The sequence below is a fragment of the Paenarthrobacter sp. CC6 genome (assembly GCF_040560085.1).
In the GTDB taxonomy this organism is placed as follows: domain Bacteria; phylum Actinomycetota; class Actinomycetes; order Actinomycetales; family Micrococcaceae; genus Arthrobacter; species Arthrobacter nicotinovorans.
On sequence record NZ_JARDAN010000018.1, the window covers coordinates 26,219 to 50,768 of the forward strand.

Annotated in this window: 21 protein-coding genes; 4 read left to right on the forward strand and 17 right to left on the reverse strand. The window is 63.1% G+C overall.

Annotated elements, in window-relative coordinates; genetic code table 11:
- Nucleotides 1-3 precede the first annotated feature (3 nt).
- The 16 genes from ftsZ to PV760_RS16770 all read right to left on the reverse strand — a co-directional run bounded on the left by ftsZ (nucleotide 4) and on the right by PV760_RS16770 (nucleotide 18,921).
- The gene (ftsZ, locus tag PV760_RS16695) at nucleotides 4-1,224 is read right to left on the reverse strand and encodes a cell division protein FtsZ (protein ID WP_018779297.1); all 1,221 of its coding nucleotides are present in this window, start codon (nucleotides 1,222-1,224) and stop codon (nucleotides 4-6) included.
- A gap of 218 nt (nucleotides 1,225-1,442) precedes the next feature.
- Nucleotides 1,443-2,426 (reverse strand): cell division protein FtsQ/DivIB, encoded by a 984-nt coding sequence (locus tag PV760_RS16700; protein ID WP_354628279.1) that lies wholly within the window; start codon nucleotides 2,424-2,426, stop codon nucleotides 1,443-1,445.
- Entirely contained in the window at nucleotides 2,419-3,789 is a 1,371-nt protein-coding gene (murC, locus tag PV760_RS16705) for a UDP-N-acetylmuramate--L-alanine ligase (RefSeq protein ID WP_354628280.1), read from the reverse strand. The genes PV760_RS16700 and murC overlap by 8 nt, the downstream gene beginning before the upstream one ends.
- A complete protein-coding gene (murG, locus tag PV760_RS16710) occupies nucleotides 3,786-4,901 on the reverse strand; it encodes an undecaprenyldiphospho-muramoylpentapeptide beta-N-acetylglucosaminyltransferase (protein ID WP_354628281.1) in 1,116 nt (371 codons plus the stop codon). The genes murC and murG overlap by 4 nt, the downstream gene beginning before the upstream one ends.
- A 6-nt stretch (nucleotides 4,902-4,907) precedes the next feature.
- Nucleotides 4,908-6,209, reverse strand: a complete 1,302-nt coding sequence (ftsW, locus tag PV760_RS16715) for a putative lipid II flippase FtsW (protein WP_018779293.1) — start codon at nucleotides 6,207-6,209, stop codon at nucleotides 4,908-4,910.
- Nucleotides 6,210-6,211: 2 nt separating this feature from the next.
- On the reverse strand, nucleotides 6,212-7,801 hold the full coding sequence (gene murD / locus PV760_RS16720) for a UDP-N-acetylmuramoyl-L-alanine--D-glutamate ligase (protein WP_110504075.1): 1,590 nt from the start codon (nucleotides 7,799-7,801) through the stop codon (nucleotides 6,212-6,214).
- On the reverse strand, nucleotides 7,783-8,892 hold the full coding sequence (gene mraY, locus PV760_RS16725) for a phospho-N-acetylmuramoyl-pentapeptide-transferase (protein WP_018779291.1): 1,110 nt from the start codon (nucleotides 8,890-8,892) through the stop codon (nucleotides 7,783-7,785). Before mraY ends, murD begins: the two co-directional genes overlap by 19 nt.
- Nucleotides 8,889-10,379 carry a UDP-N-acetylmuramoyl-tripeptide--D-alanyl-D-alanine ligase gene (locus PV760_RS16730; RefSeq protein ID WP_079582328.1) on the reverse strand — a complete coding sequence of 497 codons (1,491 nt, stop codon included), beginning with the start codon at nucleotides 10,377-10,379 and terminating at the stop codon, nucleotides 8,889-8,891. The genes mraY and PV760_RS16730 overlap by 4 nt, the downstream gene beginning before the upstream one ends.
- 6 nt (nucleotides 10,380-10,385) lie before the next feature.
- On the reverse strand, nucleotides 10,386-12,029 hold the full coding sequence (locus PV760_RS16735; protein WP_354628283.1) for a UDP-N-acetylmuramoyl-L-alanyl-D-glutamate--2,6-diaminopimelate ligase: 1,644 nt from the start codon (nucleotides 12,027-12,029) through the stop codon (nucleotides 10,386-10,388).
- A 102-nt stretch (nucleotides 12,030-12,131) separates the two neighbouring features.
- Nucleotides 12,132-13,928 (reverse strand): peptidoglycan D,D-transpeptidase FtsI family protein, encoded by a 1,797-nt coding sequence (locus tag PV760_RS16740; protein WP_354628284.1) that lies wholly within the window; start codon nucleotides 13,926-13,928, stop codon nucleotides 12,132-12,134.
- A 42-nt stretch (nucleotides 13,929-13,970) separates the two neighbouring features.
- A complete protein-coding gene (gene ftsL / locus PV760_RS16745; protein ID WP_039240731.1) occupies nucleotides 13,971-14,642 on the reverse strand; it encodes a cell division protein FtsL in 672 nt (223 codons plus the stop codon).
- Nucleotides 14,639-15,637, reverse strand: coding sequence for a 16S rRNA (cytosine(1402)-N(4))-methyltransferase RsmH (gene rsmH / locus PV760_RS16750; protein WP_018779286.1), 999 nt, complete (start codon nucleotides 15,635-15,637; stop codon nucleotides 14,639-14,641). The genes ftsL and rsmH overlap by 4 nt, the downstream gene beginning before the upstream one ends.
- A gap of 163 nt (nucleotides 15,638-15,800) precedes the next feature.
- Nucleotides 15,801-16,232 carry a division/cell wall cluster transcriptional repressor MraZ gene (gene mraZ, locus PV760_RS16755; protein ID WP_018779285.1) on the reverse strand — a complete coding sequence of 144 codons (432 nt, stop codon included), beginning with the start codon at nucleotides 16,230-16,232 and terminating at the stop codon, nucleotides 15,801-15,803.
- Nucleotides 16,233-16,680: 448 nt separating this feature from the next.
- Nucleotides 16,681-17,049: an SCO2097 family morphological protein gene (locus tag PV760_RS16760; RefSeq protein WP_039240730.1), complete on the reverse strand. Its 369-nt coding sequence runs from the start codon at nucleotides 17,047-17,049 to the stop codon at nucleotides 16,681-16,683.
- Nucleotides 17,050-17,287: 238 nt separating this feature from the next.
- Nucleotides 17,288-18,550 carry a DNA polymerase IV gene (dinB, locus tag PV760_RS16765; protein ID WP_275779009.1) on the reverse strand — a complete coding sequence of 421 codons (1,263 nt, stop codon included), beginning with the start codon at nucleotides 18,548-18,550 and terminating at the stop codon, nucleotides 17,288-17,290.
- A 92-nt stretch (nucleotides 18,551-18,642) separates the two neighbouring features.
- Entirely contained in the window at nucleotides 18,643-18,921 is a 279-nt protein-coding gene (locus PV760_RS16770; protein ID WP_306765510.1) for a hypothetical protein, read from the reverse strand.
- Here PV760_RS16770 and PV760_RS16775 point away from each other — a divergent pair.
- Both PV760_RS16775 and PV760_RS16780 read left to right on the forward strand, forming a co-directional pair.
- The gene (locus PV760_RS16775; RefSeq protein ID WP_018779281.1) at nucleotides 18,920-19,210 is read left to right on the forward strand and encodes a hypothetical protein; all 291 of its coding nucleotides are present in this window, start codon (nucleotides 18,920-18,922) and stop codon (nucleotides 19,208-19,210) included. The two genes, PV760_RS16770 and PV760_RS16775, sit on opposite strands and share 2 nt — an antisense overlap.
- On the forward strand, nucleotides 19,207-20,301 hold the full coding sequence (locus tag PV760_RS16780) for a polyprenyl synthetase family protein (protein ID WP_354628285.1): 1,095 nt from the start codon (nucleotides 19,207-19,209) through the stop codon (nucleotides 20,299-20,301). Before PV760_RS16775 ends, PV760_RS16780 begins: the two co-directional genes overlap by 4 nt.
- A gap of 122 nt (nucleotides 20,302-20,423) precedes the next feature.
- Here PV760_RS16780 and PV760_RS16785 read toward each other — a convergent pair whose 3' ends face one another.
- Nucleotides 20,424-20,777, reverse strand: a complete 354-nt coding sequence (locus PV760_RS16785) for an Rv2175c family DNA-binding protein (RefSeq protein ID WP_018779279.1) — start codon at nucleotides 20,775-20,777, stop codon at nucleotides 20,424-20,426.
- A 258-nt stretch (nucleotides 20,778-21,035) separates the two neighbouring features.
- Between PV760_RS16785 and PV760_RS16790 the strand changes: the two genes are divergently transcribed.
- Both PV760_RS16790 and pknB read left to right on the forward strand, forming a co-directional pair.
- Complete coding sequence (locus tag PV760_RS16790; protein ID WP_354628286.1) at nucleotides 21,036-22,379, forward strand: LysM peptidoglycan-binding domain-containing protein; 1,344 nt, start codon at nucleotides 21,036-21,038, stop codon at nucleotides 22,377-22,379.
- Between the two features lie 77 nt (nucleotides 22,380-22,456).
- Nucleotides 22,457-24,511 carry a Stk1 family PASTA domain-containing Ser/Thr kinase gene (gene pknB / locus PV760_RS16795; protein ID WP_354628287.1) on the forward strand — a complete coding sequence of 685 codons (2,055 nt, stop codon included), beginning with the start codon at nucleotides 22,457-22,459 and terminating at the stop codon, nucleotides 24,509-24,511.
- Nucleotides 24,512-24,550 lie beyond the last annotated feature (39 nt).

Sequence of the window (24,550 nt, forward strand, 5' to 3'; positions counted from 1 at the left end):
GGCTTACTTCAGGAAGTCAGGAACATCGAGATCGTCCGAGCGACTGCCCGAAAGATCGGGCTCCACCACTGCGGGGAGGTCGACGTCGAAGCCTGAGTCCGCGGGCAACGCGGCAGGACGCTGCTGGCCCCAGTTGCTCAAGCCGGCGGCGCCGATGCCAGCCGTTGCGTGCTGCGGAGCCGCAGCGTTCGACGGCGCGCTGGACGGCGCCGCAGGGCGGTCGGCCGGTACGGGGTTCTGGGCCGGACGGGACTGGTCCATGGAAGGCGAAGTGGCCTTGACGTCGTCAAAGCCTGCAGCGATGACAGTTACGCGTGCTTCGTCGCCAAGGGCGTCGTCGATAACAGCACCGAAGATGATGTTGGCCTCAGGGTGGGCAACTTCCTGGACAAGGCGGGCTGCCTCGTTGATTTCGAAGAGGCCGAGGTCCGAGCCGCCCTGGATGGAGAGCAGAACACCATGCGCACCATCGATGGAAGCCTCCAGGAGCGGCGAGGCAATGGCAAGTTCCGCTGCCTTGACCGCGCGGTCCTCGCCGCGGGCCGAGCCAATGCCCATCAGGGCCGAGCCGGCACCCTGCATGACCGACTTGACGTCGGCGAAGTCCAGGTTGATGAGGCCGGGGGTGGTGATGAGGTCCGTGATGCCCTGGACACCTGAGAGGAGCACCTGGTCCGCGGAACGGAAGGCGTCAAGGACAGAGACATTGCGGTCGCTGATGGACAGGAGGCGATCGTTGGGGATCACGATCAAAGTGTCGACTTCATCGCGGAGGGCGTCGATTCCGGCCTCGGCAGAACCTGCACGGCGACGGCCCTCGAACGTGAACGGACGGGTGACCACACCAATGGTCAGCGCGCCCAGGGAGCGGGCGATGCGCGCAACAACAGGGGCGCCACCGGTTCCGGTGCCACCGCCCTCGCCGGCGGTTACGAAGACCATGTCAGCGCCGCGGAGAACTTCTTCGATCTCATCAGCGTGGTCCTCGGCGGCCTGCTTGCCGACCTCAGGGTTTGCGCCGGCGCCAAGGCCGCGCGTCAGCTCGCGGCCGACGTCAAGCTTGACATCGGCGTCGCTCATGAGCAGCGCCTGCGCGTCAGTATTGATGGCGATGAACTCGACTCCCCGAAGGCCGACCTCGATCATGCGGTTGACTGCGTTCACGCCACCGCCGCCGATGCCGACGACCTTGATGACGGCCAGGTAATTCTGCGGTGCTGCCACGTTTCGTGCCCCTTGCTTGTGTCCTATAGCGAAACTGATCGAGTCCAACTTGAATCCTTGGACCTTAACCCTCTAGTTGAAGGTTATAGTTATGTCAAGTAACTCTACTGCGACGGTATTTCCTATGGTTCGCACATGCAATGACCGCTTGCGCGTGTCGTGGGAATGTCGCAAATTAAGGGCTACCGGCGGCAGTGGATTTACATCGTCAAAGCTGCCTATTTGGTGAATGGATGCCGTGGAACACTGACGTCATAGACGCTGACGGGAACCTTCGGATCGGCAGGCATCTTGAGCAGTGCCTCAAGTGCCTTCGCCTTCAGCTCCCTGTCCTCGGCATTGCCCCACACTACAGTCTTTCCGTCCACGAGTTTGAGTTCCACGGCGTCGACCGAAGCCGCAGACGCCGTCGACATCCGGGCCCGGACATCCGCAGGCAAGGTATCCAGGACCGCGGCGATCGCCTTGAACAATTCCGTATTGGTCGATCCGGCACCAGCATCGATCAACGGCAGTGCCACGGCAGAGGGATCCTGCGTCGCACCCACTTGGACCCCATCAACGTCAACCATGATGTAGGAATCGCCCTGCTTCAACAGCGCCACCGGAACACGCTCATTGATGTGCACCAACAGCCCCGACGGCGGCCGGGCCTCCATGGTTGCCGATCGGACCTGGACCAGGGGTTTGAGGAGCTCATTGATGTCCTGCTCAGTGACCTGCGGCAGCGGCTTGCCCTCGAGGCCGGACAACGCCTTCTGCACGGCGTCGGGCGTCAGCAGGGTGGTGCCGTCAACCGTGATGGTCCGTACTGCCAATACCGGCGAGAAGATGGCCCCGGCAATAAGCACGGCAATAAATGCGGTCACCACGGAAACCGTCCACCACACGATGCGGCGTTGGCGCCTGCGCTTGGGTTCGGGGAACGCAATGATGTTGTCCCCGGATGACGCAGCAGACTTGGTTGCCGTCGCGCCTGCCTTCCCGCCGGACTTCCCGGCAGGTTTTCCGGGGGCTTTGTCAGCAGTCTTCTCAGGCAACTTGCGACCGGCTTTATCTGCCGGTTTCACGTCAGGTTCAAGATCCCGTTGCGCACTGATGATGGCGCCGGAGTCATGGCCCCCGGGCTTGGCCGAACGGCCCGCCGCAGGTTCCGGTTGGCGGGCAGCCGGCTTGAACGTGGGCTTCCGGGTGCTAGCCACCCAACGCCTCCACAATGGCGGGACCATAGGCTGTAACGTCCCCGGCCCCCACCGTGATCACCACGTCGCCCTCCGTTGCAACCGCCGCAATGGCGTCCACGGCCTCGGCCCCGGTCACCAGGCGCCCATTCGACAGCCGGTCGGATATCAGCGAACTGGTCACGCCGGGAATCGGGTCCTCGCGCGCCGGATAAATATCCAGGACCAGCGCTGTATCTGCCGCCCCGAGTGCCGAGGCAAACTCCCCGGCGAATTCCCGCGTGCGCGAGAAGAGGTGCGGCTGGAAGAGAACGTGGACTTTGTGGCCGCCGGCTACCGAACGGGCAGCAGACAGGGCGGCACGGACTTCCGTGGGGTGGTGTGCGTAGTCGTCGTAGACCCGCACGCTCCTCCCCTGCCCCTTCAGCTCGAACCGGCGCGAGGCTCCAGTGAAGTGTCCCAGCGCTGCCGCGGCAGCCGCAGGGGCCACCCCCAGTTCAAGCGCGACGGCGAAGGCAGCCGCCGCGTTAAGCGCGTTGTGGCGTCCGGGTACCTGGAGTTCGAGGCGGTGAATGTCGTTGCCAAGACCCACCGACACCTCTCCGGGTCCACCATCGTGGAGCCTGACGTCGGCGTCGGGTGACGTTCCGTACGTCAAGACCCGGGTGCTTTCCTTGGCCGCTGTTCGTTCGGCGAGTGCCAGCGCTCCGGGGTCGTCGGCGCACGCCAGCAGTACGCCGTCGGCGGGCAGCAGCGCTGCGAACGCGTCGAAGGAAGCAAAGACAGCTTCGGGTGTGCCGTAGTGGTCCAAATGGTCCGCTTCGACATTCGTCACGACGGAGATGAGCGGCTGGTAGTTCAGGAATGAGCCGTCTGATTCGTCCGCCTCGGCCACGAAAATATCCGAGGAGCCATGGGCTGCATTGACCCCAAGCGCGGGAACGTTCGCCCCAATGGCGAAGGACGGGTCCAGGCCGGCTTCCTTGAGCAGGACTGCAACCATGGAAGTTGTGGTGGACTTCCCGTGCGTACCGGCTACCGTGACCACCCGGTGTCCCGCCATGGTGGCCGCCAGGCCTTCTGAGCGGTGCAGGACAGGCAGCCCGGCACTTCGTGCCGCCACGAGTTCAGGATTGTCGGCCCGGATGGCTGATCCAGCGACGATGGTCTGGGCGTCACCCAGGTTTGCCGCGTCGTATCCGAAGGCGATGCGTGCTCCGGCAGCAGCCAGATCCTGCATGACCGGCAGATCCTTGGCGTCGCTGCCGCTTACGGTAACTCCACGGGCAACCATGATGCGTGCAACGGCGGACATGCCGACACCGCCGATACCAATGAAGTGGACCCGGCCGAGGGTCTCAAGGGGTGCGATGCTGGTGGTCATGCGGATACCGCTTCCAGGACGAGATCAGCCATGCGCTGATCGGCGTTTCTAATACCAAGGGCCTCGGATTTCCGGGCCATGTCGTTCAGTCGTTCGCGGTCCGAGAGCAGGGGAATGAGCTCGCGTTCCAGCCACTGCGGGTCAAGGTCCTGGTCCGCGACCAACAACGCACCGCCGGCTTCCACCAAGGGAGCCGCGTTCAGGGCCTGCTCCCCGTTTCCGATCGGCAACGGCACAAAGACCGCCGGCACGCCGACTGCTGCCACTTCGCTGACCGTTCCGGCTCCCGCGCGGGCCAGCAGGACGTCAGCAGCAGCGTAGACGTTCTCCATCCCGTCCACGTACTCAACCTGCCGGTAGCCTTCACCGGCCAGCAGGCCGCCGTCGTCGTTCTTGACGGCTTTGCCAACACCTGTGATGTGGAGCGTCTGGACCCCTGCAGCCCCGAAGGCAGGCAAAGCTGCGGCGATGGCACGGTTGATGCTGAGCGCTCCGGAAGAGCCTCCGGTCACGATCAGGGCCGGCCGGTCCGGATCGAGGCCGAGCATGGCTTTGGCGGCCGGACCCGCTGCGCTCCGGTCGAGAGTGGAGATGGCACGCCGCATGGGCATGCCTACATGGCGGGCGCCCCTCAGGCGGGTACCAGCAAAGGCCACGGCGACGTGGTTGCTGAACCGGGCGCCTATCCGGTTGGCCAGCCCTGCCTTCATGTTGGCTTCGTGGACCACGATCGGGATGCCGAGCTTCCGTGCTGCAAGGTACATGGGGGTGCAGACGTAGCCGCCCACACCCACCAGGACGTCGGCCCGTGCGTTCTCCAGGATCCGGCGGGCTTGCTTGACTGCCCCGCCCAGGCGGCCCGGAAGCTTGAGCAGATCAACGGAAGGCCGTCGGGGGAACGGGACACGGTCAATGGTGGCGAGCTCGTAACCGGCCGCCGGGATGAGCCTGGTTTCCATTCCCGACGGCGTGCCAACAGTCAGGATGGACGCCTCCGGACGCTTTTCCCTGATGGCATCAGCAATGGCGAGCAAAGGGCTGATGTGCCCGGCAGTTCCGCCGCCTGCGAGGACGACGGACAAAGGCTTGGACGCGTGGGAATCAGAAGTCATGAAGTGCTAGGTACGCTTTCGTGCGGGTTTGGGTGAGCGGCGCGGCAGGAATCGTGGACGTTGCTGGGGTGGCAGCTGGCCGCGGGCCAAAGACAACACTACGCCCACACCGCACAGGGACATGATCAGCGCCGAACCGCCATATGAGATGAACGGCAAAGGCACTCCCACCACTGGCAGCAACTGCGTTACCACCGCCATGTTCATGCTCGCCTGGCCCAGGAGCCACACCATGATGCCGCCGGCAAGGGTCCGTTGGAACGGGTCCGTCTGGCGGACCACGACCCGGAAAATCGCAATGCCCAGGATGGCAAACAGCACCAGGACCACAATGGTTCCCACAAGGCCGAGCTCCTCACCGATGATGGCGAAGATGAAGTCGTTGTGGGCTTCCGGAAGCCAGTTGTACTTCTGCCGGCTCTGGCCAAGGCCCAGGCCTGTCCAGCTACCCTGGGCCAGGCCGTACATGCCGTTCGTTGACTGGAAATCGAAGTCGAACTGTTCGGTGCACGTCGCGGACGCCGTTCCGAGCCATGACGTGATGCGGCAGATCCGGTTGGAGCTGCTGACGGTGGCCAGCACAGCCCCGACGATACCCACGGCGCCGGCGATGCCGAGCATGCGCCCCGGAACGCCGGCGAAGTAGAGCCCTGCGGCGGCGATGGCTGCAATGACAATGACTGTTCCGAGGTCATTACCGAGCATCACCAAACCGATGACCAGTCCGGCACCCGGCACAACCGGGATGATCACATGCATCCACCGGTTAAGGAGCTTTTGTTTCCGGGCAAGCACGGCGGCAATCCAGACACAAAGGACCAGCTTGGACATCTCCGAAGGCTGGAGCGTGACACCGCCGATGTCGATCCAGTTCTTGTTTCCGTTGACGCTGTTGCCCATGACCTGGACCAAGGCCAGGAGGACCACGACGGCGCCAAGAGCCCACCAGGAAAGCTTCTTCATCCAGTTCACGTTGGTTCGTGAAATGACGTACATGGCGACCAGGCCGACGACGCCGAACACGGCCTGCTTCAACGCATCCGCGTAGGGGGACTTTCCCTCCGAGATGGCTTCGACGCTGGAAGCGGACAACACCATCATGATGCCAATGGCCGTCAACGCCAGGGCACAACCGAGAATGAGGTAGTAGGTGGAGCTGTTGGGCGCCTTGCTTTTGCCCTCTAGGCTCTCCCAGAAGCTGCGCCAGTGCCGGCGTAACCCTTTGGGCTGCCTGGCGGCCGGGGGCGTGGCCTTGTTCTTCCCGTCCCGTGGCTCTTTGCCGCGGGTGCGGGTGGGCGTGCTGACCATTGTTACTCCTCGGTGGTCTGTGCCTGCCCTTCCACAAGCTCGCGAACTGCCTGGACGAATGCGTCGCCACGGTGAGCGTAGGAAGAGAACTGATCCATGGATGCAGCCGCTGGTGCCATGAGGACGGTATCGCCCGAGGTTGCCACTCCGGCTGCGGACGCCACGGCCTGGGCCATGATGGTCTCGCCGAAAATTGGCGAAGCGGCGTTACCGGCTGCGGTCTGCACACTCTCAGTGTCACCCTTGGCCTGGGCTATCACCGGGACATCCGGCGCGTGTCGCTGGAGGGAGGCCTCCAGCGAGGCGGTGTCGGTTCCGATGAGCACCACGGTCTTGAGCCGCCGTGCATGTTCCTTGACCAGCTCGTCGTAGTTGACGCCCTTGGACAGGCCGCCGGCAATCCACACCACGTTCTGGAAGGCCGAGAGTGCCGCCGATGCCGCATGCGGATTCGTCGCCTTCGAGTCGTTGATCCACAGGATGTCGTTGTGCTTGGCCACCAGCTGAATCCGATGCGCGCCGGGGAGGTAGTTGACCAGTCCCTGCTTCACAGCCGAGGGTTCCACACCGTAGGCCCGGACCAATGCCGCGGCGGCCAGCGCGTTCGCTACCATGTGGCGCGGGGCCACCGGGCCAAGATCTGTCATGGCGGCCAGTTCCGCTGCCGAATCCTTGCGTTCGGCGATGAAAGCGCGGTCCACCAGCAGACCGTCCACGACGCCCAGCATGCTGATGGCAGGCGTGTTGGTGGTAAAACCGATGGCCCGGCAACCCTCCACAACATCCGCATTCTCGACCATGCGCTCGGTTTCGATTTGCTCGGCGTTGTAGATCGCTGCCTTTTGGGTGTTCTCGTACACCTTGGCCTTGTCCGCGAGGTAGGACGCATAGGAACCGTGCCAGTCCACATGGTCCTCGGCGACATTGAGGCACACACTTGCCACCGGTGAGAGCGAGTCGCTCCAATGCAGTTGGAAGCTGGACAGTTCCACAGCAAAGACGTCATAGTCCACCGGGTCCCGCAGGGCGTCCAGGATCGGCGTTCCAACATTGCCGACCGCGATGGCCTTCAAGCCGGCAGCCTGCAGCATTGACTCGGTCATCCCCACCGTGGTGGTTTTGCCGTTGGTGCCGGTGATGGTTAGCCAGTCGGTGGTCTTGCGCCCTTCACGGACCCGGAGACGCCACGCCAATTCGACGTCGCCCCACACGGCGATGTGCTTGCGCTTGGCCGCCGCCAGCAGGGCCTGATCCGGCCGCCAGCCGGGAGAAGTTACCACGAGGTCGGGCAGGCTGTCCTCAATCAGCGGGAGGGTGCTGACAGCGTCCTCCCCCAGCAGGACGTCAACAGCGCCGACGATTTTCAGGGTGTCTGCCTGAGCTTTGGCTTTGTCGGTGGTTGCGGCGTCCACCACTACTACCTTTGCTCCGAGCTCAATCAGGGTGTCGGCAGCGGAAAAGCCGGACAGGCCGATACCCGTCACCACGACCCGCAGCCCGCTCCAGTTGGAATCCCAGCTGGTCAGCTCCTTGAGCCGGTCGGATGAAGAGGACATGGTTCCAGGGGCCTCGTTCACAGCAGCACCACCCATTCAGCGTAGAAAATTCCCAGGCCTGCGGCCACGAACAGCCCGGCGAGGATCCAGAAGCGGACCACCACGGTGACCTCGGCCCAGCCCTTCAGTTCGAAGTGGTGCTGGAGCGGGGCCATTTTGAACACCCGTTTACCGCCTGAGAGCTTGAAGAAGCCCACTTGGATGATGACCGACAGGGTGATGAGCACGAACAGGCCGCCGATGAAAGCCAACAGCAGCTCAGTCCGGGAAAGGATGGCAAATGCTGCCACAGCTCCGCCGATGGCCAGCGAGCCGGTGTCGCCCATGAAGATCTTGGCCGGTGACGTATTCCACCAGAGGAACCCGACCAGGGCTGCGCTGAGGATGGCCGCGAGCAAGGCCAGATCCATGGGGTCGCGGACCTGGTAGCAACCGCTGCCTGCTTCCTTGGGTGAACCGCATGCTTGGTTGTTCTGCCAGATACCCATGATGGTGTAGGCGCCGAAGACCATGATGGATGCTCCGGCGGCCAGCCCGTCCAGGCCGTCTGTCAGGTTCACGCCATTGGTTGCTGCCGTGATGATCAGGTTGGACCAGACAATGAAAAGGATGGCGCCCAGTACTGTCCCGCCGAAGGCGAGATCCAGCCAGGGAATATCCCGTACCAGCGAGATCTGCGTCGAGGCCGGACGGAGCCCGTCCTCATTCGGGAACTGCAGGACCAGCACGGCGAAGATGATGCCAACGGCTGCCTGGAGGATGAGTTTGGCTCGGGCGTTCAGGCCCAGGCTGCGTTTGTTCGAGATCTTGATGTAGTCATCCAGGAATCCCACGAAGCCCATGCCGACCATGAGGAACAGCAGAAGAAGACCTGACGCCGATGGCCCGGCGGACCGCGGGTTCATCATCCACATGATCAGGTGCGTCACAAAGTAGCTGATGAGCACAGCCGCCACCACGACGGTCCCGCCCATGGTGGGGGTGCCGCGCTTGGTGTGGTGCGAAGTGGGGCCGTCATCGCGGATGAACTGCCCGTAACTCTTGGCTACCAGGAACCTGATGAAGAGGGGTGTGCCTATCAAGGCCACCAGAAGGGCGACGCCGGCGCCGATCAAAAGTGCAATCACAGCTGCTCGTTCCCTTCGCTTGCGGCAGCTTCAGCCGCGCTTTCTCCGGTGGGCTCGGCCCGTGGAGGTAATGCTATCCGATCCCCCAAGTGCCTGAGCCCCACACCATTGGAGGACTTGAACAACACGAGGTCGCCTGGTCTGAGTTCGTTCTGCAGGAGTTCGTATGCTTCCTCCACAGTCTCGGTGAAGGAACATTCATCCCCCCAGGAGCCTTCCTGGATGGCAGAGACGTAGAGGGCGCGGGCTTCGCGTCCCACCACCACCAGCCTGGAGATGTTCAGCCGGACCACCTGAGTGCCAACCGCAGTGTGTTCGCGGATGGAGTCTTCGCCCAGCTCTAGCATGGCGCCAAGGACAGCCCAGGTCCTCCTGCCTTGTCCAAGGTCTGCAAGAGTGCGCAGAGCAGCGCGCATGGATTCCGGGTTCGCGTTGTAGGCGTCGTTGATGATGGTCACGCCGTCTTCACGTTCTGTTCGCTCCATGCGCCAACGGCTGGCTGCCGACTGGGAGCTGAGTGACGAGGCGATGTCGACGGCTGGAATCCCGGCCGCAAAAGCCGCTGACGCAGCTGCGAGCAGGTTGGTCACGTGGTGGCCACCGATCAGGCGGCTCCGCACCGGAACAGAAGGGCCGCCGTCGGGAAGTATGAGGTCGAAGTCGGGGAAGCCCTGGTCGTTGACCACGACGTTGCGGGCTTCCACCTCTTCGGTGGTAGCGGGCGAGGCCGTGAATCCCAGGACCTTGGCCTTGGTGCGGGCGCGCATGGCAGCTACGCGGCCGTCGTCGAGGTTGATGACCGCGGTGCCGTTTTCGCTGAGGGCTTCGACCAGTTCACCCTTGGTTTTGGCGATGTTCTCCACACCGCCGAATTCGCCGGCATGGGCGGTCCCGACTACCAGGACTACACCGATGTCCGGCTTGACCATCTCCGCGAGGTACTTGATGTGGCCCAGGCCGGTGGCACCCATCTCGATGACAAGGAAGCGCGTATCGGTGTCAGCGGCAAAAACCGTGAGCGGAACACCCACCTCGCCGTTGTACGAACCCTGTGGCGCCACAGTGGCGCCTGCCGTCGACAACACGCCGGCAAGGAGATCCTTGGTGGTGGTCTTGCCGGCTGAGCCGGTGATCCCAATAACCGTGAACTGCTCGCCGCGCTGTTCGCGGTCGGCCCGGATGCGCCGGACCGCTTCAGCCGCCAGGGCGCCCATGGCCAGGACAGCGTCATCGACCACGACGGCGGGATATGGGCTGCCGTGGGCATCGGTCACCTCACGTTCGGCGAGGACCAGAACGGCGCCACGCTCAAACGCGGCGTCGACGAAGTCGTGGCCATCGGCGTGCTCGCCGGGTTTGGCCACGTACAACGAGCCGGGCGTCGCCTCCCGTGAGTCAGTAACCACAGAGGAGGGCACGATGCCCGGATCTCCGGTCAAACGGCCATGGGTGATGTCGGCGATCTCCGCCGCAGTAAGTGCAATCATCTCGGTTTAGGACTCTATCCGCTGGTCCGATGAAACGCTGAATCCCTTGGATGTCAAGGCAGCTCGCAACTCGACCCTGTCGTCCAGGGCGAGGTTTACGCCTTGTACTTCCTGCCACACCTCGTGGCCACGTCCTGCGATGAGGATGGTGTCCTTCGCCGTCGCCAGGTCAACGGCGAGGCGGATGGCAGCATCCCTCGGGTAGGACTCGATGATCTCGCTGCCCAGGTTCTCTCCCTCCCGCGCAGCAAAGGCGCCCGCCAGCACCTCAGCGCGGATGGCGGCGGCATCCTCATCGTGGGGGTCGTCATCGCTGATAATCACGACGTCGGCCAGACGGGCCGCGATTGCGCCCATGGTAGGCCTTTTGCCTTGGTCACGTTGTCCTGTGGCGCCAAAAACCACGATGACGCGCGACTCTTCCTCCGGTGACCGGACCGCCATCAGTGCACGGGCCAGGGCATCAGGATTGTGGGCAAAATCAACAACGGCGGCGGGCTCCGTGGAGACGAGCTGCATGCGCCCGGGAACAGCAACCGTAAAAGGATCGTGGGCATCCAAGGCGTCCTGGAGCTCGGATTCATTCACCCCGGACGCCAGGACCATGACGGTAGCCAACGCCGCGTTTGCCACGTTGAAGTCGCCCGGCAAGCCGGTGTGGACCCGCAAGGTCCGGCCGTCCGTGTGGTGCAGTTCGAATTCCGAACCCAACCCGCGCGGGTTGATGGACGCGACGTGCCAGTCGGCGTCCGGGGCGCCACTGGAAGAAGCCGCTGAAAGCGTGGTGACCGGAATATCCGCCAGGCCGGCAAGCTTGCGGCCCCATCCGTCGTCGACCGTGACAACAGCCTGACGTGCACGTCCGGCGGTGAAGAGTTCGGCCTTGGTGTTGAAGTACTCCTCCATGCTGCCGTGGAGGTCCAGATGGTCCTGGGTGAGGTTGGTGAATCCAGCGACGTCGAACATGACAGAGTCCACCCGGCGGTAGGAGATCGCGTGTGATGAAACCTCCATGGACGCCGCGTCCAGGCCCCGCTCCCGCATCAATGCGAGCAGTGCGTGGACATCCGGGGACTCCGGGGTGGTCAGGAGGCTCGGGATGGGTTCTCCCCCGGCCACTATCTCGATGGTCCCGATCAGGCCCGGCTGCTTGCCCAAGGCACGCAGCAGCGAGTTGATGAAGTAAGTGGTGGTGGTCTTGCCATTGGTCCCCGTGACGCCGAAAAGCGACGGGAAGGCCGCATCCTCCGGTTGGCTGCGATAGATCAGCGCGGACAAAGGCCCGACGGCGGCCCGCGGCTCCGCAATGATGAGGACAGGGACGGGCTGCTCGGTTGCCAGCGCAAGCTGGCGTGCACCGGCGTCGTCCGTAACCACTGCGACGGCACCGGCCTCCACGGCTTGGGGTACGAAATCGGCACCATGGCGCGTGGCGCCCGGCAAGGCCATGTAGAGATCGCCCGGTTCAACGGCACGGGAATTGAGCGTGATGCCGGTGACGCCAAGGTCCTGGCTGCCGTCAGGGGCCGTTACTCCCAGCGCTCCCGCTATGGCCGCCAGGGGCACCGCAGCAACGGATGCGGGACGGAAAGCTGACCGTCCGGCATCCGGCGTCGCGGTATTGGAAGCTGCCTCTTTGTGCTCTGACACGTGGTTCTCCGTTGGTGCTCGTGGAACGACCGGCCGGGGGCCAGCGGCGCCCGGGCCGTTAGTGGTGGATCGAATGGTGACCGAAACAGACGCCCAAGAAGCTTACTTGACGAACTGGGGCAGCCGCGCGGGAGTCCCGGTTGATGGGGCCACGTTGTAGGTCCTCAGGACCTGTGCCATCACTGACCGGAACACCGGGCCGTTGGTGACTCCATAGATGTTTCCCTTGGGGCGCTGCAAGACCACCTCCACGATGAACCGGGGGTCATCCATGGGGGCCATGCCAACCATCGAGGCAGTGTAGCCATCGAAGCCCGGCAGTCCGTCCTCACGCGGGGCCTGGGACGTACCGGTCTTGGCGCCAACACGGTAGCCGTCGATGGCGGCATCCTTGATCTGTCCCTCGGTCACTGCGCTCTCCAGGATGTCCCTGACCTGTTGGGCGGTCTCCTTCGAGACCACTTGGCGCGGATCCTTGGCAGGGGCCTTCTGCTCTTGGCCGTCGGGGCCGATGTAACCGTCTATCAGCCGGGGTTGGAGCATCACCCCGTTGTTGGCGATGCTCTGGAAGGCCCGGACCGTCTGCAGCGTCGACTGCGACACGCCCTGTCCGAAGAGAACCGTGTACTGCTGGCGTTCATCCCATTGGTCTGGCGTGGCGAGGATGCCCGTCGCTTCGGCCGGCAGCCCGATGTCCGTCTGCTCTCCGATGCCGAACTTCTTCAGCCAGTCATACCGCTGCTCTTTGCTCAGGCGGCTCCCGACCATCACGGTGCCGGTGTTCATGGACCAGCCCAGGATGCCGGCGAGGGTGCGTTCTTCGGTGCCGTGCTCGAAAGCGTCCGTGAAGGTCTGTCCGTCAATGGTGTATGCGGGCGGAATGGTGAAGTGGTCCAGCGGGAAGGACTTGCCCTCCTCGATTGCCGCCGCAGCGGTGATCATCTTCTGGACGGAGCCGGGCTCGTAGGCGGCAGTCACCGAACGCACGCCACGGTCCTTGGCGTCGACTTTGCCTGGATCGTTCGGGTCCGGGGCATTGGTGTCGGCCAGGGCGATGAGGTTGCCGGTCTTCGTGTCGATCACGACGATCGAACCCCACTCGGCATTCATTTTGTTGACCTGGCTCTGAATAGCCTGTTGAGCGAAGTACTGGATGTCGGTATTGATGGTCAGTTTGACGTCACTGCCGTCGACGGCGGGTGTCAGTTCGTCAGTGGCCACGGGAATACGGAGGCCGTCGGCACCGATCTCGAAGACGCGCTTGCCTTCAGTACCGCGGAGAATCTCGTCCTGGGTTTGCTCGATGCCCGCCTGGCCGGTGGTCCCGTCCTTGAGGAAACCCACCACCCCGCCGGCCACACTGCCATTCGGGTAGACGCGTTTGCTGATGCCTTCAGCTTTGAGTCCCGGGATGTAGAGCTTGGTGATCCGGTCCTCCAGCTCAGGCTTGATGTCCTTGGCGACCACAAAGTAGCGCTTATCCCCCGTCAGGGACTCCCGGACCTTGGCGACGTCGGTCCCGAGCAAGGCCGCAAGATCAGCAATGCCCTGGTCACGCGTGATTTCGTCGAGCTTTTCCGTTTTCTCGTTGTAGCGGTGGAACGTCTCGGTGTTCGTATTCACGGTCTGGTCGACGACGATGTTGTACCGGATGACGCTGCTGGCCAGAACAGTGCCGTTCGCGTCCAGGATCTGCCCACGCTCAGCAGGGAGGACCTGGGGGGTCAGGCGCTTGGCAAGGGCAGCCTCGGCCATCCCGCCCATGTCCAGGCCCTGGACCATGAACAACTTGCCCCCGACCACCAGCAGCAGGGTCAGCATGATGCCGAGCCCAACGCGCAGCCGCCTTCGTGCCGCCGGCGTCTTCGTTTTCTTCGATGTGCCGGGGTTCTGAGCCACGTTGATTCCTTGCTGCTGGCCTTGGTTCAGTGGACGGATGGACTACTGTCCGGGAGTCTTCTGCTGGGGGGCCGGGACCGACCCTCCATGAAGATCCACCGGCGGTTTCGCTGCCGGGGACGCCGGAGCTGCCGGCGCAGTTGCCTGCGCGGCCGACGCTGCCGGCGCCGCGGGGGTGACCGGCTTGAGGTTCTCCAACGGATCCTTGGTGGTCACAGAGGGAACAACATCCAATACGCCCCCGACGGCCGGAGGAGCAAGAACAGCCCCGGGGTTGTCGCCCTTGACTGCGGGAGTAGCCTTCCCGGTCACCGTCATGGTGTTCAGGTCGATCTGGCCTTTGACCGTGGAAGGAACCATACCCAATTCTGTAGCCTTGGCGGCCAGATTCTGGGGAGCTTCGAAGTTCTGCTTCTTCTGTGTCAGGTCCTGGTTTTCCTTGTTAAGGGTCGCGGCCTGCGCCTTGAGCTGCACCAGCTGGTACTGCGCCGTCGACACGGAGATGTTCAGTACCAGGACCGTCAGGAGCGCCGCTGCCATGGCCACGAAGCACAGAACCACGAAGGGGGTCCTGCGCCTGCCGGGAGCACTGCGTACAACGGAGAGCGGCGTGCGCGGCCGGCGGGCGACATCCGGCTTCCCTGCCGGTGTTGGAAGCGCGCGGGCAGTGTTGCCCACCACGGAGGGCAAAGTCCTCGCTGCGGCGTTGCTCATGCGTCTCTCCTCGATTTGATGCGTTCGACGGCCCTCAGCCGCGCAGAAGCCGCGCGCGGGTTCTCTGCGATTTCTGCCGCTGTGGGCACTTCCGTGCCTTTGGTGATTGTCTTCAATTCAGCTTTGTGTTCTTCAAGCTCCACCGGGAACCCGAGCGGCGCCGAGGATTTCGAGCCCTTCTGGAATACGGACTTCACGATCTTGTCTTCCAGCGAGTGATAGGACATCACCACCACGCGGCCACCCAACGCCGTGGCGGCCACTGCGGCCGGAACCGCGCGTTCCAGGACATCGAGTTCCTCGTTGACCTCGATGCGCAAAGCCTGGAAGGTGCGCTTGGCAGGGTGTCCCCCGCTTTTCGCTGCGGCGGCAGGAACCACGCTGCGAATCTGCTCCACGAGCTCGCCCGTGGTGGCAAATGGCTTCTCCGCCCTCGCGTTGACGATCCTGTTGGCAATCCGTCCGGCGAACTTCTCCTCGCCCCATTTGCGGATGATGCGGACAAGATCTTCTTCGCTGTAGGTGTTCACGACATCGGCGGCGGTCTGCCCGCGGCTCGTGTCCATGCGCATGTCCAGAGGAGCGTCATAGGAGTAGGCGAATCCACGTTCGCGTTCGTCCAGCTGCAGCGAGGAAACTCCCAGGTCCATCAGGATGCCGTGGACCTCCGGAATTCCGAGGTCAGCCAGCACGTCCTCGATCTCGTCATAGACGGCGTGAACAAGGTCAGTGCGCTGCGAAAAGGGCTCCAGCCGGGCGCCGGCCAGTGAAAGTGCTTCTTCGTCCCGGTCAATGCCAACGAGGTGAAGATCGGGAAAGCGCTGCAGCATCGCTTCGGAGTGCCCGCCCATGCCGAGAGTCGCATCGATGGCAACAGGAGTCTCTCCCCTGCTCCTGGCAGCTTCGAAGCCGGGAGCGAGCAGGTTGATGCAGCGGTCTTTCAGGACGGGCACGTGGCGCTCCGATGTGGGCTTTGCCGCGTCCTGCTCTTCCACGCTGCCTCCTCTTTCCTCAGTTACGTGCATGGTGATTCTTGAACCGGATCCCCATCCGCGCCTATCGTCCGCCGGCCTGGCTCAGGGGAAGTTGAGCCAGGAAGACTGTCCGATGGGCGGCTGGAGATCCCATTCAAGAAGCGGTACTGCTTCCACCGACCGGTTAGATGAACCCGGGCAGATTGTCGTCATCCGTTTCCGAGAAGGCTGCTTCCTTCTCGTTGAGGTACTCGTTCCAAGCGTCTGCATCCCAGATCTCGGCCCGGGTGCCGGCACCAATCACTGCCAGCTCCCTTCCCAAGCCTGCGTATGCACGGAGCGCCGGTGGAATGGTCACGCGCCCCTGCTTGTCAGGTACTTCGTCCGAGGCTCCGGACAGAAAGACCCGGATGTAGTCACGTGCCTGCTTGGAAGACAATGGCGCTTCCCGCATCGACTCGTGGATACGTTCGAATTCCTTCTGGCTGAAGACGTAGATGCAGCGCTCCTGGCCCCTTGTGAGGACCAGTCCCTCTGCAAGCTCCTCACGAAACTTGGCGGGAAGTATGATCCGGCCCTTTTCATCGAGACGCGGCGAGTGAGTGCCCAGAAACACTGGCCCCACCGCCCCTCAGTCAAGGTGCCCGTACATACCCAACACTGCCACTACCCTCTTATGTGCTCCACTTTACTCCACAACGCACCACAGTCAACGCACCCGTAGGCGTTTCTCCACCACTTTGAGATTCCTCGGGGCCGAATTGCCGCGGGTTTTCCGGGGGTGGAGTGAAGTGGAGGTATCGACGCATCGGCCGACGTCCAAGTCCCGCGCCGGCAAGCTGAAAGGCGCCTGGGAAGCGCTTTGCACCCCAAAACCGCTTTCGGCGGGAGGAAAGTGGAGCTGGTGGTGGGAAATGGAGGGGCCCGGCGTGGCAACCCTTAAATGCGAAAGGACCCGCTTGGCGGGTCCTTGTCAAAGCTTTGGAAGTGTTTGATCCACGAGCGGACTCAGGGGCGCGACTGACTCACGATGGCCTGCTGCCGGAGAAGTGACACGCCCTCCGTCAGTGGTCGTCGCGGCGCCGTTCATCCCAGCGCTCTTCGAGGCTGCTCATGAATGTGCTCTTGGGCTTGGCCTTGGCGGGCTTTCCCTTACCGGATTTCCCGAAAGCCGCTCCACGCAACGTCGCGAAGTACACGCCAGCACCCATGACTATGAAGCCGAGGACACCCACAGGTATCGCCTGCAGCGAGACGCCGACCAGCAGGAGAAGAATGCCGGCGATTGCCCCAAGGACGCCAATGATGACGTGCCTGGTCGACCAGCTGCGGATGGGATCCGAACCCATGGTGTTGGCAAACTTCGGATCGTCCTCATGAAGTTGCTTTTCAAGTTGCTCAAGCAGCTTCTGTTCGTGCTCCGAGAGGGGCATCGCGACCTCCTTTAGTCAGCCAGCGTCTGGACATAACGCGTCCTGTGCGTCTGTTTACCCCAACGATCGGACCAAGAATTTCGTTCCCAAAATACCCTCTTGTTCAGCGGATACCTCAGGGCCGACTGTTCAGGAAACAGTTTGTCCAGACGATCTAAATCTCTGTAATAAATAGGATAGTTTGTCCGGGGCCGTTCTGAAAGACGCCTGGGGCCGTGCGGGACCAAGGTCACAGGGTTCAGGCCTCCGAGGCAGGTTTACCGGGTTCCAGGAGCCGGGCCGGAAGCAGGGTTTTGGAACCAAATCGCTGGGAAACCCTGTCCAGGGCCTGCTCGGCTGCCCGCCAGTTGTCATCCCGGCGGTCCAGGCTCAATTGCATCGACGTCTGACCTGCCGGTTCCAATTGCTCCGCCCGCACTCCCACCAGCCTGACGCTCATGGAACGCGGACCCAAGGAGTCGAGCAGCTGCATGGCCACCTGGTAGATCAACTGGGCACTGTCTACCGGCGTTTGCACAGTGCGGCTCCGGGACACCGTGGAGAAATCGGCATACCGGAGCTTCAAGGCGACCGTCCGTGCGAGCATTCCGGAACTCCGGAGACGGCTGGCCGTCCGGTGGGACAACCTCAACAACTCTCTGTGCAGCAGTTCTTCATCTGCTGTGTCTACGGAGAAGGTCTCTTCAGCACCAATGCTCTTCTCAACCCTGGTGGGCGTCACTGGACGGGGATCAATTCCCATGGAGAGCCTGTACACATGTTCCCCGCTTGCGCCAAGAACCTTCTTCAGCGAGGACAAGGGTGTGGCGGCCACATCGGCGACCGTTCGGATGCCCATACGCGCCAGGACCTCCCCGGTCTTGCCACCCACACCCCAGAGGGCACTGACAGGAAGGCTGTGAAGGTAGGAAAGGGTGTCCTCGGCGTCGATCTGCAAAATGCCGTCGGGTTTGCACCGGGTGGAGGCGATCTTGGCAACGAACTTGGTGCCGGCAATCCCCACGGAAGCCGTGATGCCAAGCTCTGATTGGACCCTGCGCCTGATGAGGTGGCCAATTTCCAAGGGCGTGCCCAGCCGGCGGATGGCCCCGCCAACGTCCAGGAAAGCTTCGTCCACGCTCAAAGGCTCCACCAGGTCCGTAATGGACCCGAAGATCTCCATGAGCTGCGCTGAGACCTCGTAGTACAGAGTGTGGCGGGGATTGATGACAACCGCCGCTGGACAGCGCCTCATCGCAATGGACATCGGCATGGCCGACTTGACCCCTGTGGTCCGGGCTTCATAGGAAGCAGAGAGGACCACGGACCTGTCCGCGGGGAATCCCACGATCACGGGCTTGCCCCGCAGTTCGGGACGGCTGCGGAGTTCGACGGAGACAAAGAATGCGTCCATATCCACGTGCAGGATGCTGGTTCGCCTCAATTCCCGCAGGGCTTCTTCAGCGCTGCGGGCCGGTCTGTGTCCAGCGCTTGACTCGCCGCCGGGTGCTTCCTGCCTCACAACGGCAATACTATGCCCGGGCACTGACTAAACTGGAGGCAAAGTCCGGCTCAGCCCCAGGAAGGATACCCTGTGAAGCTCTTTGGAACTCCTCAATCGCGAGGGTTTGCCCTGCTCGCAGTCAGTGTCGCAGTGGCGGTCTCCGCATGCACGCCGTCCCCCAGCGGTTCGGCGGCTCCGTCATCCACCGGCGCTGCTTCATCTTCGTCAGCTTCGCCGGCGCCCTCACCCTCCGGGACAGCGTCTTCGGCGAGCAGCACCCCCTCGCCTGAAACCACCGGGTTCACCGAGTCCAGCGCACCCGACCCCAATGCCACGGCCACGGTCAATGCGCTTGTTCCCGGATTCCCTGAGAAGCTCATTCCCGTCATGCCAAAGACCTCGGTACGGTCCAGCAGCTTCGACAAGAACGCCTCCCTGGCCACCGTGGCGCTGGTAGGGACCGTCAAAGCGCCTCCGCAGGGCGTGGTGGACTACTACAAGTCCTCGCTCGAGGCCCAGGGCTTTAAGCTTGTCCCCGGACCGGAAGCGGTGGGCAACGTCACCTCCCTGGACTTTGTCCGCGGTGATGGTGAAACAGTGAATGTCTCGATCATGCAAAAGGAAGGCGTCTCTACCTTCACCATCGGCGCCAATGTGGCAGCCGGGTCCATCAAGTGACGTCAACGTCCCCCGTCGCGTCCGAGCAGGCCCGATACATTGAAGGCGTCGCCGGCAGCCTCAGCGGTTTCCTGTCGGGACAGCGCGACGTCATGGCTACCGTTTCACCCGACGTCGATCCGCTCATCGGGTCGATCTCGACGTTGGTAACCGGCGGCAAGCGGCTGAGGGCGTTGATGTGCTACTGGGGTTGGCGCGGCGCAGGCGGCCCCGCCGGCGACGCGGACATTGTCACAGCCGGATGTGCCCTGGAACTTTTCCAGGCTGCGGCACTGATACACGACGACATCATCGACCGTTCCGATACTCGGCGCGGCGGCCCAAGCGTGCACAAACGGTTCAGCCAGCTTCATGAAACGAACGGCTGGGCCCTGGACAGCGAACATTTTGGAGATGCTGCCGCAATTTTGACCGGTGACCTCTGTCTCTCCTTCAGCGAAGAGGCTTTCACCGGGATTGGGCCCCGCGCCGTTTCAGGGAGCCCTGCCCGCCGCATCTTCAACGTGATGCGGGCAGAGGTGATGGCCGGTCAATACCTTGACATCCTTGAAGAGGTGGCCGGCCCCGTGCGCGACAGGGCGGGATCGGTGGACCGGGCCCGCTCCATCATCCGCTACAAGTCGGCCAAGTACTCCACGGAACATCCGTTGGCATTGGGCGGTGCCCTTGCCGGCGCTTCCACGGAACTACTTGCCGGGTACTCCGGTTTTTCGCTCCCGCTCGGTGAAGCGTTCCAAATGCGCGATGACGTTCTTGGGGTCTTTGGAGACCCAGCAACGACAGGAAAGCCGGCCGGAGATGACCTGCGGGAGGGCAAGCGCACTGTGCTGGTTGGCTTTGCCCTTAATCAGGCTTCGGCGGCCGAAGCCGATTACCTTGACCGCATGCTGGGGAACCCGGAACTCGCTGAGGAGGACGTTGCCAGGATCCGCCATCTCATGGTTGATTGCGGGGCTCTGGACGCGACGGAATCGCTGATCGCGCAGCTGAGCACTGACGCATTCGAAGCGTTGGAACGCCTGCCACTGGATGCACTCCCGCTGCAGGCTTTGGGAGAACTGGCCGAAGCGGCCGTCAGCCGCGCAGCCTGACACCGGGTGCAGGTCAGCCGCGCGGAGCAAGGCAAAGAGGACATGAGACGACGACGGCGGTTTGGGGACCGCCGTCGTCGTCGCTTTAAGTAGTTGCCGCTTTAGGAAGTGAACCGGCGCAATTACCAGGCCAGGGACTGGGCGCGGCGCCTGATCTCCGTTTTACGCCCCTCACGCAAGGCGTCAATGGGACGGCCACGCAGTGATTCATCGGGAGTAAACAGCCAGGTGATCAACTCTTCGTCGTTGTAGCCGGCGTCACTAAGGACCGCAATGGTCCCCTTCAAGCTGTCCACAACATGGCCATCCTGAATAAACAAGGCCGGGACGGAGCGGATATTCCGTTCTCCCCGCCTGACGGCGACGAGCGCACGCTCATCCAAAAGTCCATGGACTTTGGTGATGGAAACTTCCAGCAACCCGGCAACATCCGGAAGCGGCAACCACTCGGAAACAAGGCTTTCTACATTACTCACGGATCAAGGTTGCCATGCCGGCCCACCCGTCGCCTAGCCGGAGCCCGAAAGGGACCACGTCGAAGCCCTTATTACCTGCAATTCCCATACCAACAAATGGCATCAAGAATCTTCCCCCGCGGGAATTGTTGTGTCCACGGAATAAGTATGAGAGATTCACACTGATCACACTTGCACCATTGATAACATCAGTAACATTGGCAACACTGACAACAGCGTTAACAATCAACCCCCGCTGTTTGAGATGAGGACTCCTTCATGACGACGCCCCGCTCGCCGAAACGAACCATGAGCATGCCCGTTATCGCGGCAACCACGGCCGCGCTTCCCGCTGTGGTTTTGTCGTCGCTTGCGCTGGCCCAACCGTCCATCGCAGCGCCCGCACCCCAACCCCGCAAAATACCGGCCACGCTCGCTGCCGCCATGAAGGCCCAGGCAGTCACGACCGGTACGGTGATCCCCGCGCAGGCAGTGGCCGCCACGCTTCCCGCGGCGCTCCGCCCGATGGCCCCCGCAACCCCGGACAGCTACACCGTGGTTCGAGGCGACACCATCAGCGCCATCGCCCGACGTTTCAACCTCGACACGTCCGCGGTGCTCCAGCTGAATAACCTGACCCCCACCACGCTGATCTACCCGGGGCAGAGCATCAAGCTCACCGGAACGGCTGCGTCGGCCCCGGCGCCCAGCGCCCCGCCTGCCTCCGGCACCGCGAGCACCGCCACCGTCTACACGGTTGTCTCCGGCGATACCCTCGGCGGCATTGCGGCCAAGCACGGCGTTCCGCTGTCCAGCATCTTCAGCTGGAACAACCTCAATGGCAGCTCCATCATCTACCCGGGCCAAAAAATCAAGGTCAGTGGCGGATCGGCGCCGTCCGCGGCCGCAACTCCGGCACCCGCACCAGCGCCGGCACCAGCACCTGCCCCCCTGGCAAGCACGGGTTCCTACACCATCAAGGCCGGCGACACCCTCAGCTCCATCGCCTCACGGTTGGGCGTTTCGCTCTCCGCACTCATGTCGGCCAACAACGTGAACGCCAGCACGGTCATCTACCCCGGCCAGAAGCTGACCATCCCCGGCGGCAGCCTGCAGCCTGCCGGAGAGACCACACCGCTGGTGCCCAGCACATTCCTGGGGTTCACCTATCCCCCGGCCGTGGTCAGCTCCGCGAATGAAAACAAGGCACTCCTCAACGCTTCGCCGGTGCCCAGCCGCGCTGAGATGAAAACCATTGTGGCTGACACGGCACGGCGCATGGGCGTCAGCCCGTCGCTGGCCCTCGCGTTCGCAGAGCAGGAATCCGGTTTTGACCAGCGGGCCGTTTCCCCGGCCAACGCCATTGGCACCATGCAGGTCATTCCGTCCTCCGGCCAGTGGGCCTCTGACCTGGTTGGCCGGAAACTCAACCTCCTGGACCCCTACGACAACGCCACGGCCGGCGTCGCGATCATCCGCGTCCTGGTGGCCACCAGCAAGGATCTCGATACGGCCATTGCCGGTTACTACCAGGGACAGTATTCGGTGAGCAAGTACGGTATGTACGAGGACACCAAGCGCTACGTCGAATCGATCAAGGCACGTCAGCGCACGTTCGGCTAGGCCTGTTGCAGCACCCTCGGAAGGGGCCCGCATCCCACCGGGGATTCGGGCCCCTTCCCTGTCTCGTTTAGGATCGTATGGTGCAAGAAGCAACGCAGGACCACCTCATCGGTACCACCGTGGACGGGCGCTACGTGGTCCGTTCCCGCTTGGCGAAAGGGGGAATGTCCACCGTCTACCTGGCCACTGACAGACGCCTGGAGCGCGACGTGGCCCTCAAGGTCCTGCACCCGCATCTGGCAAACGACCAGACCTTCCTGGAGCGCCTGAGCCGCGAAGCAAAAGCCGCAGCCAGCCTCTCACACCCCCACATAGTCGGCGTCCTGGATCAAGGCGAAGACGGCCATATCGCGTACCTGGTCATGGAGTACGTCAAGGGGCACACCCTCCGTGATGTCCTCAATACCCAAGGAGCGCTGCCCCCGCGCCTCGCCCTGGCCTTGATCGATCCCGTGATCGAAGGTCTGGCGGCCGCCCATTCATCAGGCTTGATCCACCGCGACATCAAGCCTGAGAACGTCCTGATCGCAGACGATGGGCGGATCAAGGTCGGGGATTTCGGTTTGGCCAGGGCCATCTCTGCCAACACCAGCACCGGGGCCCTGATCGGGACTGTGGCCTACTTGGCTCCGGAGCTTGTCCTTGGCCGGCCTGCCGATGCCCGCAGCGACATCTACTCGGCCGGAATCATGCTCTACGAAATGCTGACCGGCAAGCAACCGTACAACGGCGACTCCCCCATCCATGTGGCCTACCAGCACGTGAACGCCTCTGTCGGCCGCCCGTCGGACGCAGCCCCCGGGTTGGCCGAAGACCTGGACGAACTGGTGCAATGGTGCACCTCCGTTGACGCAGAGAACAGGCCCATCGACGGGTCCGCACTGCTGACTGAACTGCGCCACATCCGAACGACGCTCACCGACGAACAGCTGGATCTCAAGCAACAGTCAGCCACCGCTGTCCTCCCTGCCGCTCCCACCACAGCCATGGCAGCCTCCGGGCCGGACACGAACGCCACTGAAGCCATTGCCACCACGGCATCACCAACGGAATTCATTGCCCGGCAAAGCAACCCCACCACCATCATGGCCGCCGGTGGCGCGTCCTACCAGTCGCCAAAGGGTGCCACGGAGGTGGAGTCACGCCCGCCCGGAAAAAGGGACCTAAAACGGATCGAACGGCAGCAGGCCAAGGACCAGGCCCGTGCGGCGGCAACCCCGGTCCGACCACTCCGGGAAGGTAATCCACGCCGTCGTGGCTTGATCTGGACCGTGGTGATCGTCATTCTTGCGCTGCTCGCGGCAAGCGCCGGCTGGTTCTTCGGCATGGGGCCGGGGTCGCCAGGCACCGTTCCGGACGTCAAGAACAAGACTGTCGCCGAGGCCCAGCAATTGCTTCGCACTGCCGGCTTCCAGTCAGAACCCCAGGATGTTTTCGATGACGATATCCTCTCCGGCCTCGCTGTTGGCACCAAGCCGGAGTCAGGTGCCGAAGTCCGGAAGTTTCAGCCCATCACCCTTTTCGTGTCCAAGGGAGCCCAGCTCTTCCCTCTCGAGGACCTCACCGGCGGCACCCTGGACGAAGCCAAAACTGCCTTGAATTCAGCCCAGATGGCCCTGGGCAACGTCACTGAGGCTTTCGATGACAAAGTGCCTGCCGGCCTGGTCATCGCCCAGGATCCCGCGAAGGGCACGGAAGTCAGGCACGGCACTCCCATTGCCCTGGTCGTCTCCAAGGGTCCCCAGCCAATCCCGGTCCCGGATGTACGGGGTCTTGCGCAGGACGCGGCAGTCAAGGCCATCCAGGATGCCGGGCTGAAGGCCGTGATCGCCCCGGAGACGGTGAACGACAAGTCCGTCCCCAAAGGCTCGGTTGTCTCGCAGGCGCCCGCCAATGGCACGCTCGTCAAGGGTGAGACGGTGACGTTGACGGTCTCGAAGGGACCAAAGATGGTCAAGATACCGAGTTTCATCGGGAAGCAGGCCGCCGAAGCGGAGAAAGAACTCAAGAAGCTGGGCTTCAAGGTAGAGATCAACAAGATCCTGGGCGGCTTCTTTGGAACGGTACGGGATCAGAATCCCGTCAATACCGAGGCACCCGAAGAATCGGTCGTGACGCTGACAGTGGTGTAGTAACCCGGCCACGCAGCGACCCAGTACCCAAGAAGGCGC

Coding starts and splice junctions, on each gene's coding strand:
- PV760_RS16775 (WP_018779281.1), top strand. CDS start 18,920: ATGCCAAAGACCTCGGTACGGTCCAGCAGCTTCGACAAGAACGCCTCC.
- PV760_RS16770 (WP_306765510.1), bottom strand. CDS start 18,921: ATGACGGGAATGAGCTTCTCAGGGAATCCGGGAACAAGCGCATTGACC.
- pknB (WP_354628287.1), top strand. CDS start 22,457: ATGGTGCAAGAAGCAACGCAGGACCACCTCATCGGTACCACCGTGGAC.
- PV760_RS16730 (WP_079582328.1), bottom strand. CDS start 10,379: ATGATTGCACTTACTGCGGCGGAGATCGCCGACATCACCCATGGCCGT.
- ftsW (WP_018779293.1), bottom strand. CDS start 6,209: ATGGTCAGCACGCCCACCCGCACCCGCGGCAAAGAGCCACGGGACGGG.
- ftsL (WP_039240731.1), bottom strand. CDS start 14,642: ATGAGCAACGCCGCAGCGAGGACTTTGCCCTCCGTGGTGGGCAACACT.
- murD (WP_110504075.1), bottom strand. CDS start 7,801: ATGGGTGGTGCTGCTGTGAACGAGGCCCCTGGAACCATGTCCTCTTCA.
- murC (WP_354628280.1), bottom strand. CDS start 3,789: ATGACCACCAGCATCGCACCCCTTGAGACCCTCGGCCGGGTCCACTTC.
- murG (WP_354628281.1), bottom strand. CDS start 4,901: ATGACTTCTGATTCCCACGCGTCCAAGCCTTTGTCCGTCGTCCTCGCA.
- PV760_RS16790 (WP_354628286.1), top strand. CDS start 21,036: ATGACGACGCCCCGCTCGCCGAAACGAACCATGAGCATGCCCGTTATC.
- PV760_RS16760 (WP_039240730.1), bottom strand. CDS start 17,049: ATGCCCCTCTCGGAGCACGAACAGAAGCTGCTTGAGCAACTTGAAAAG.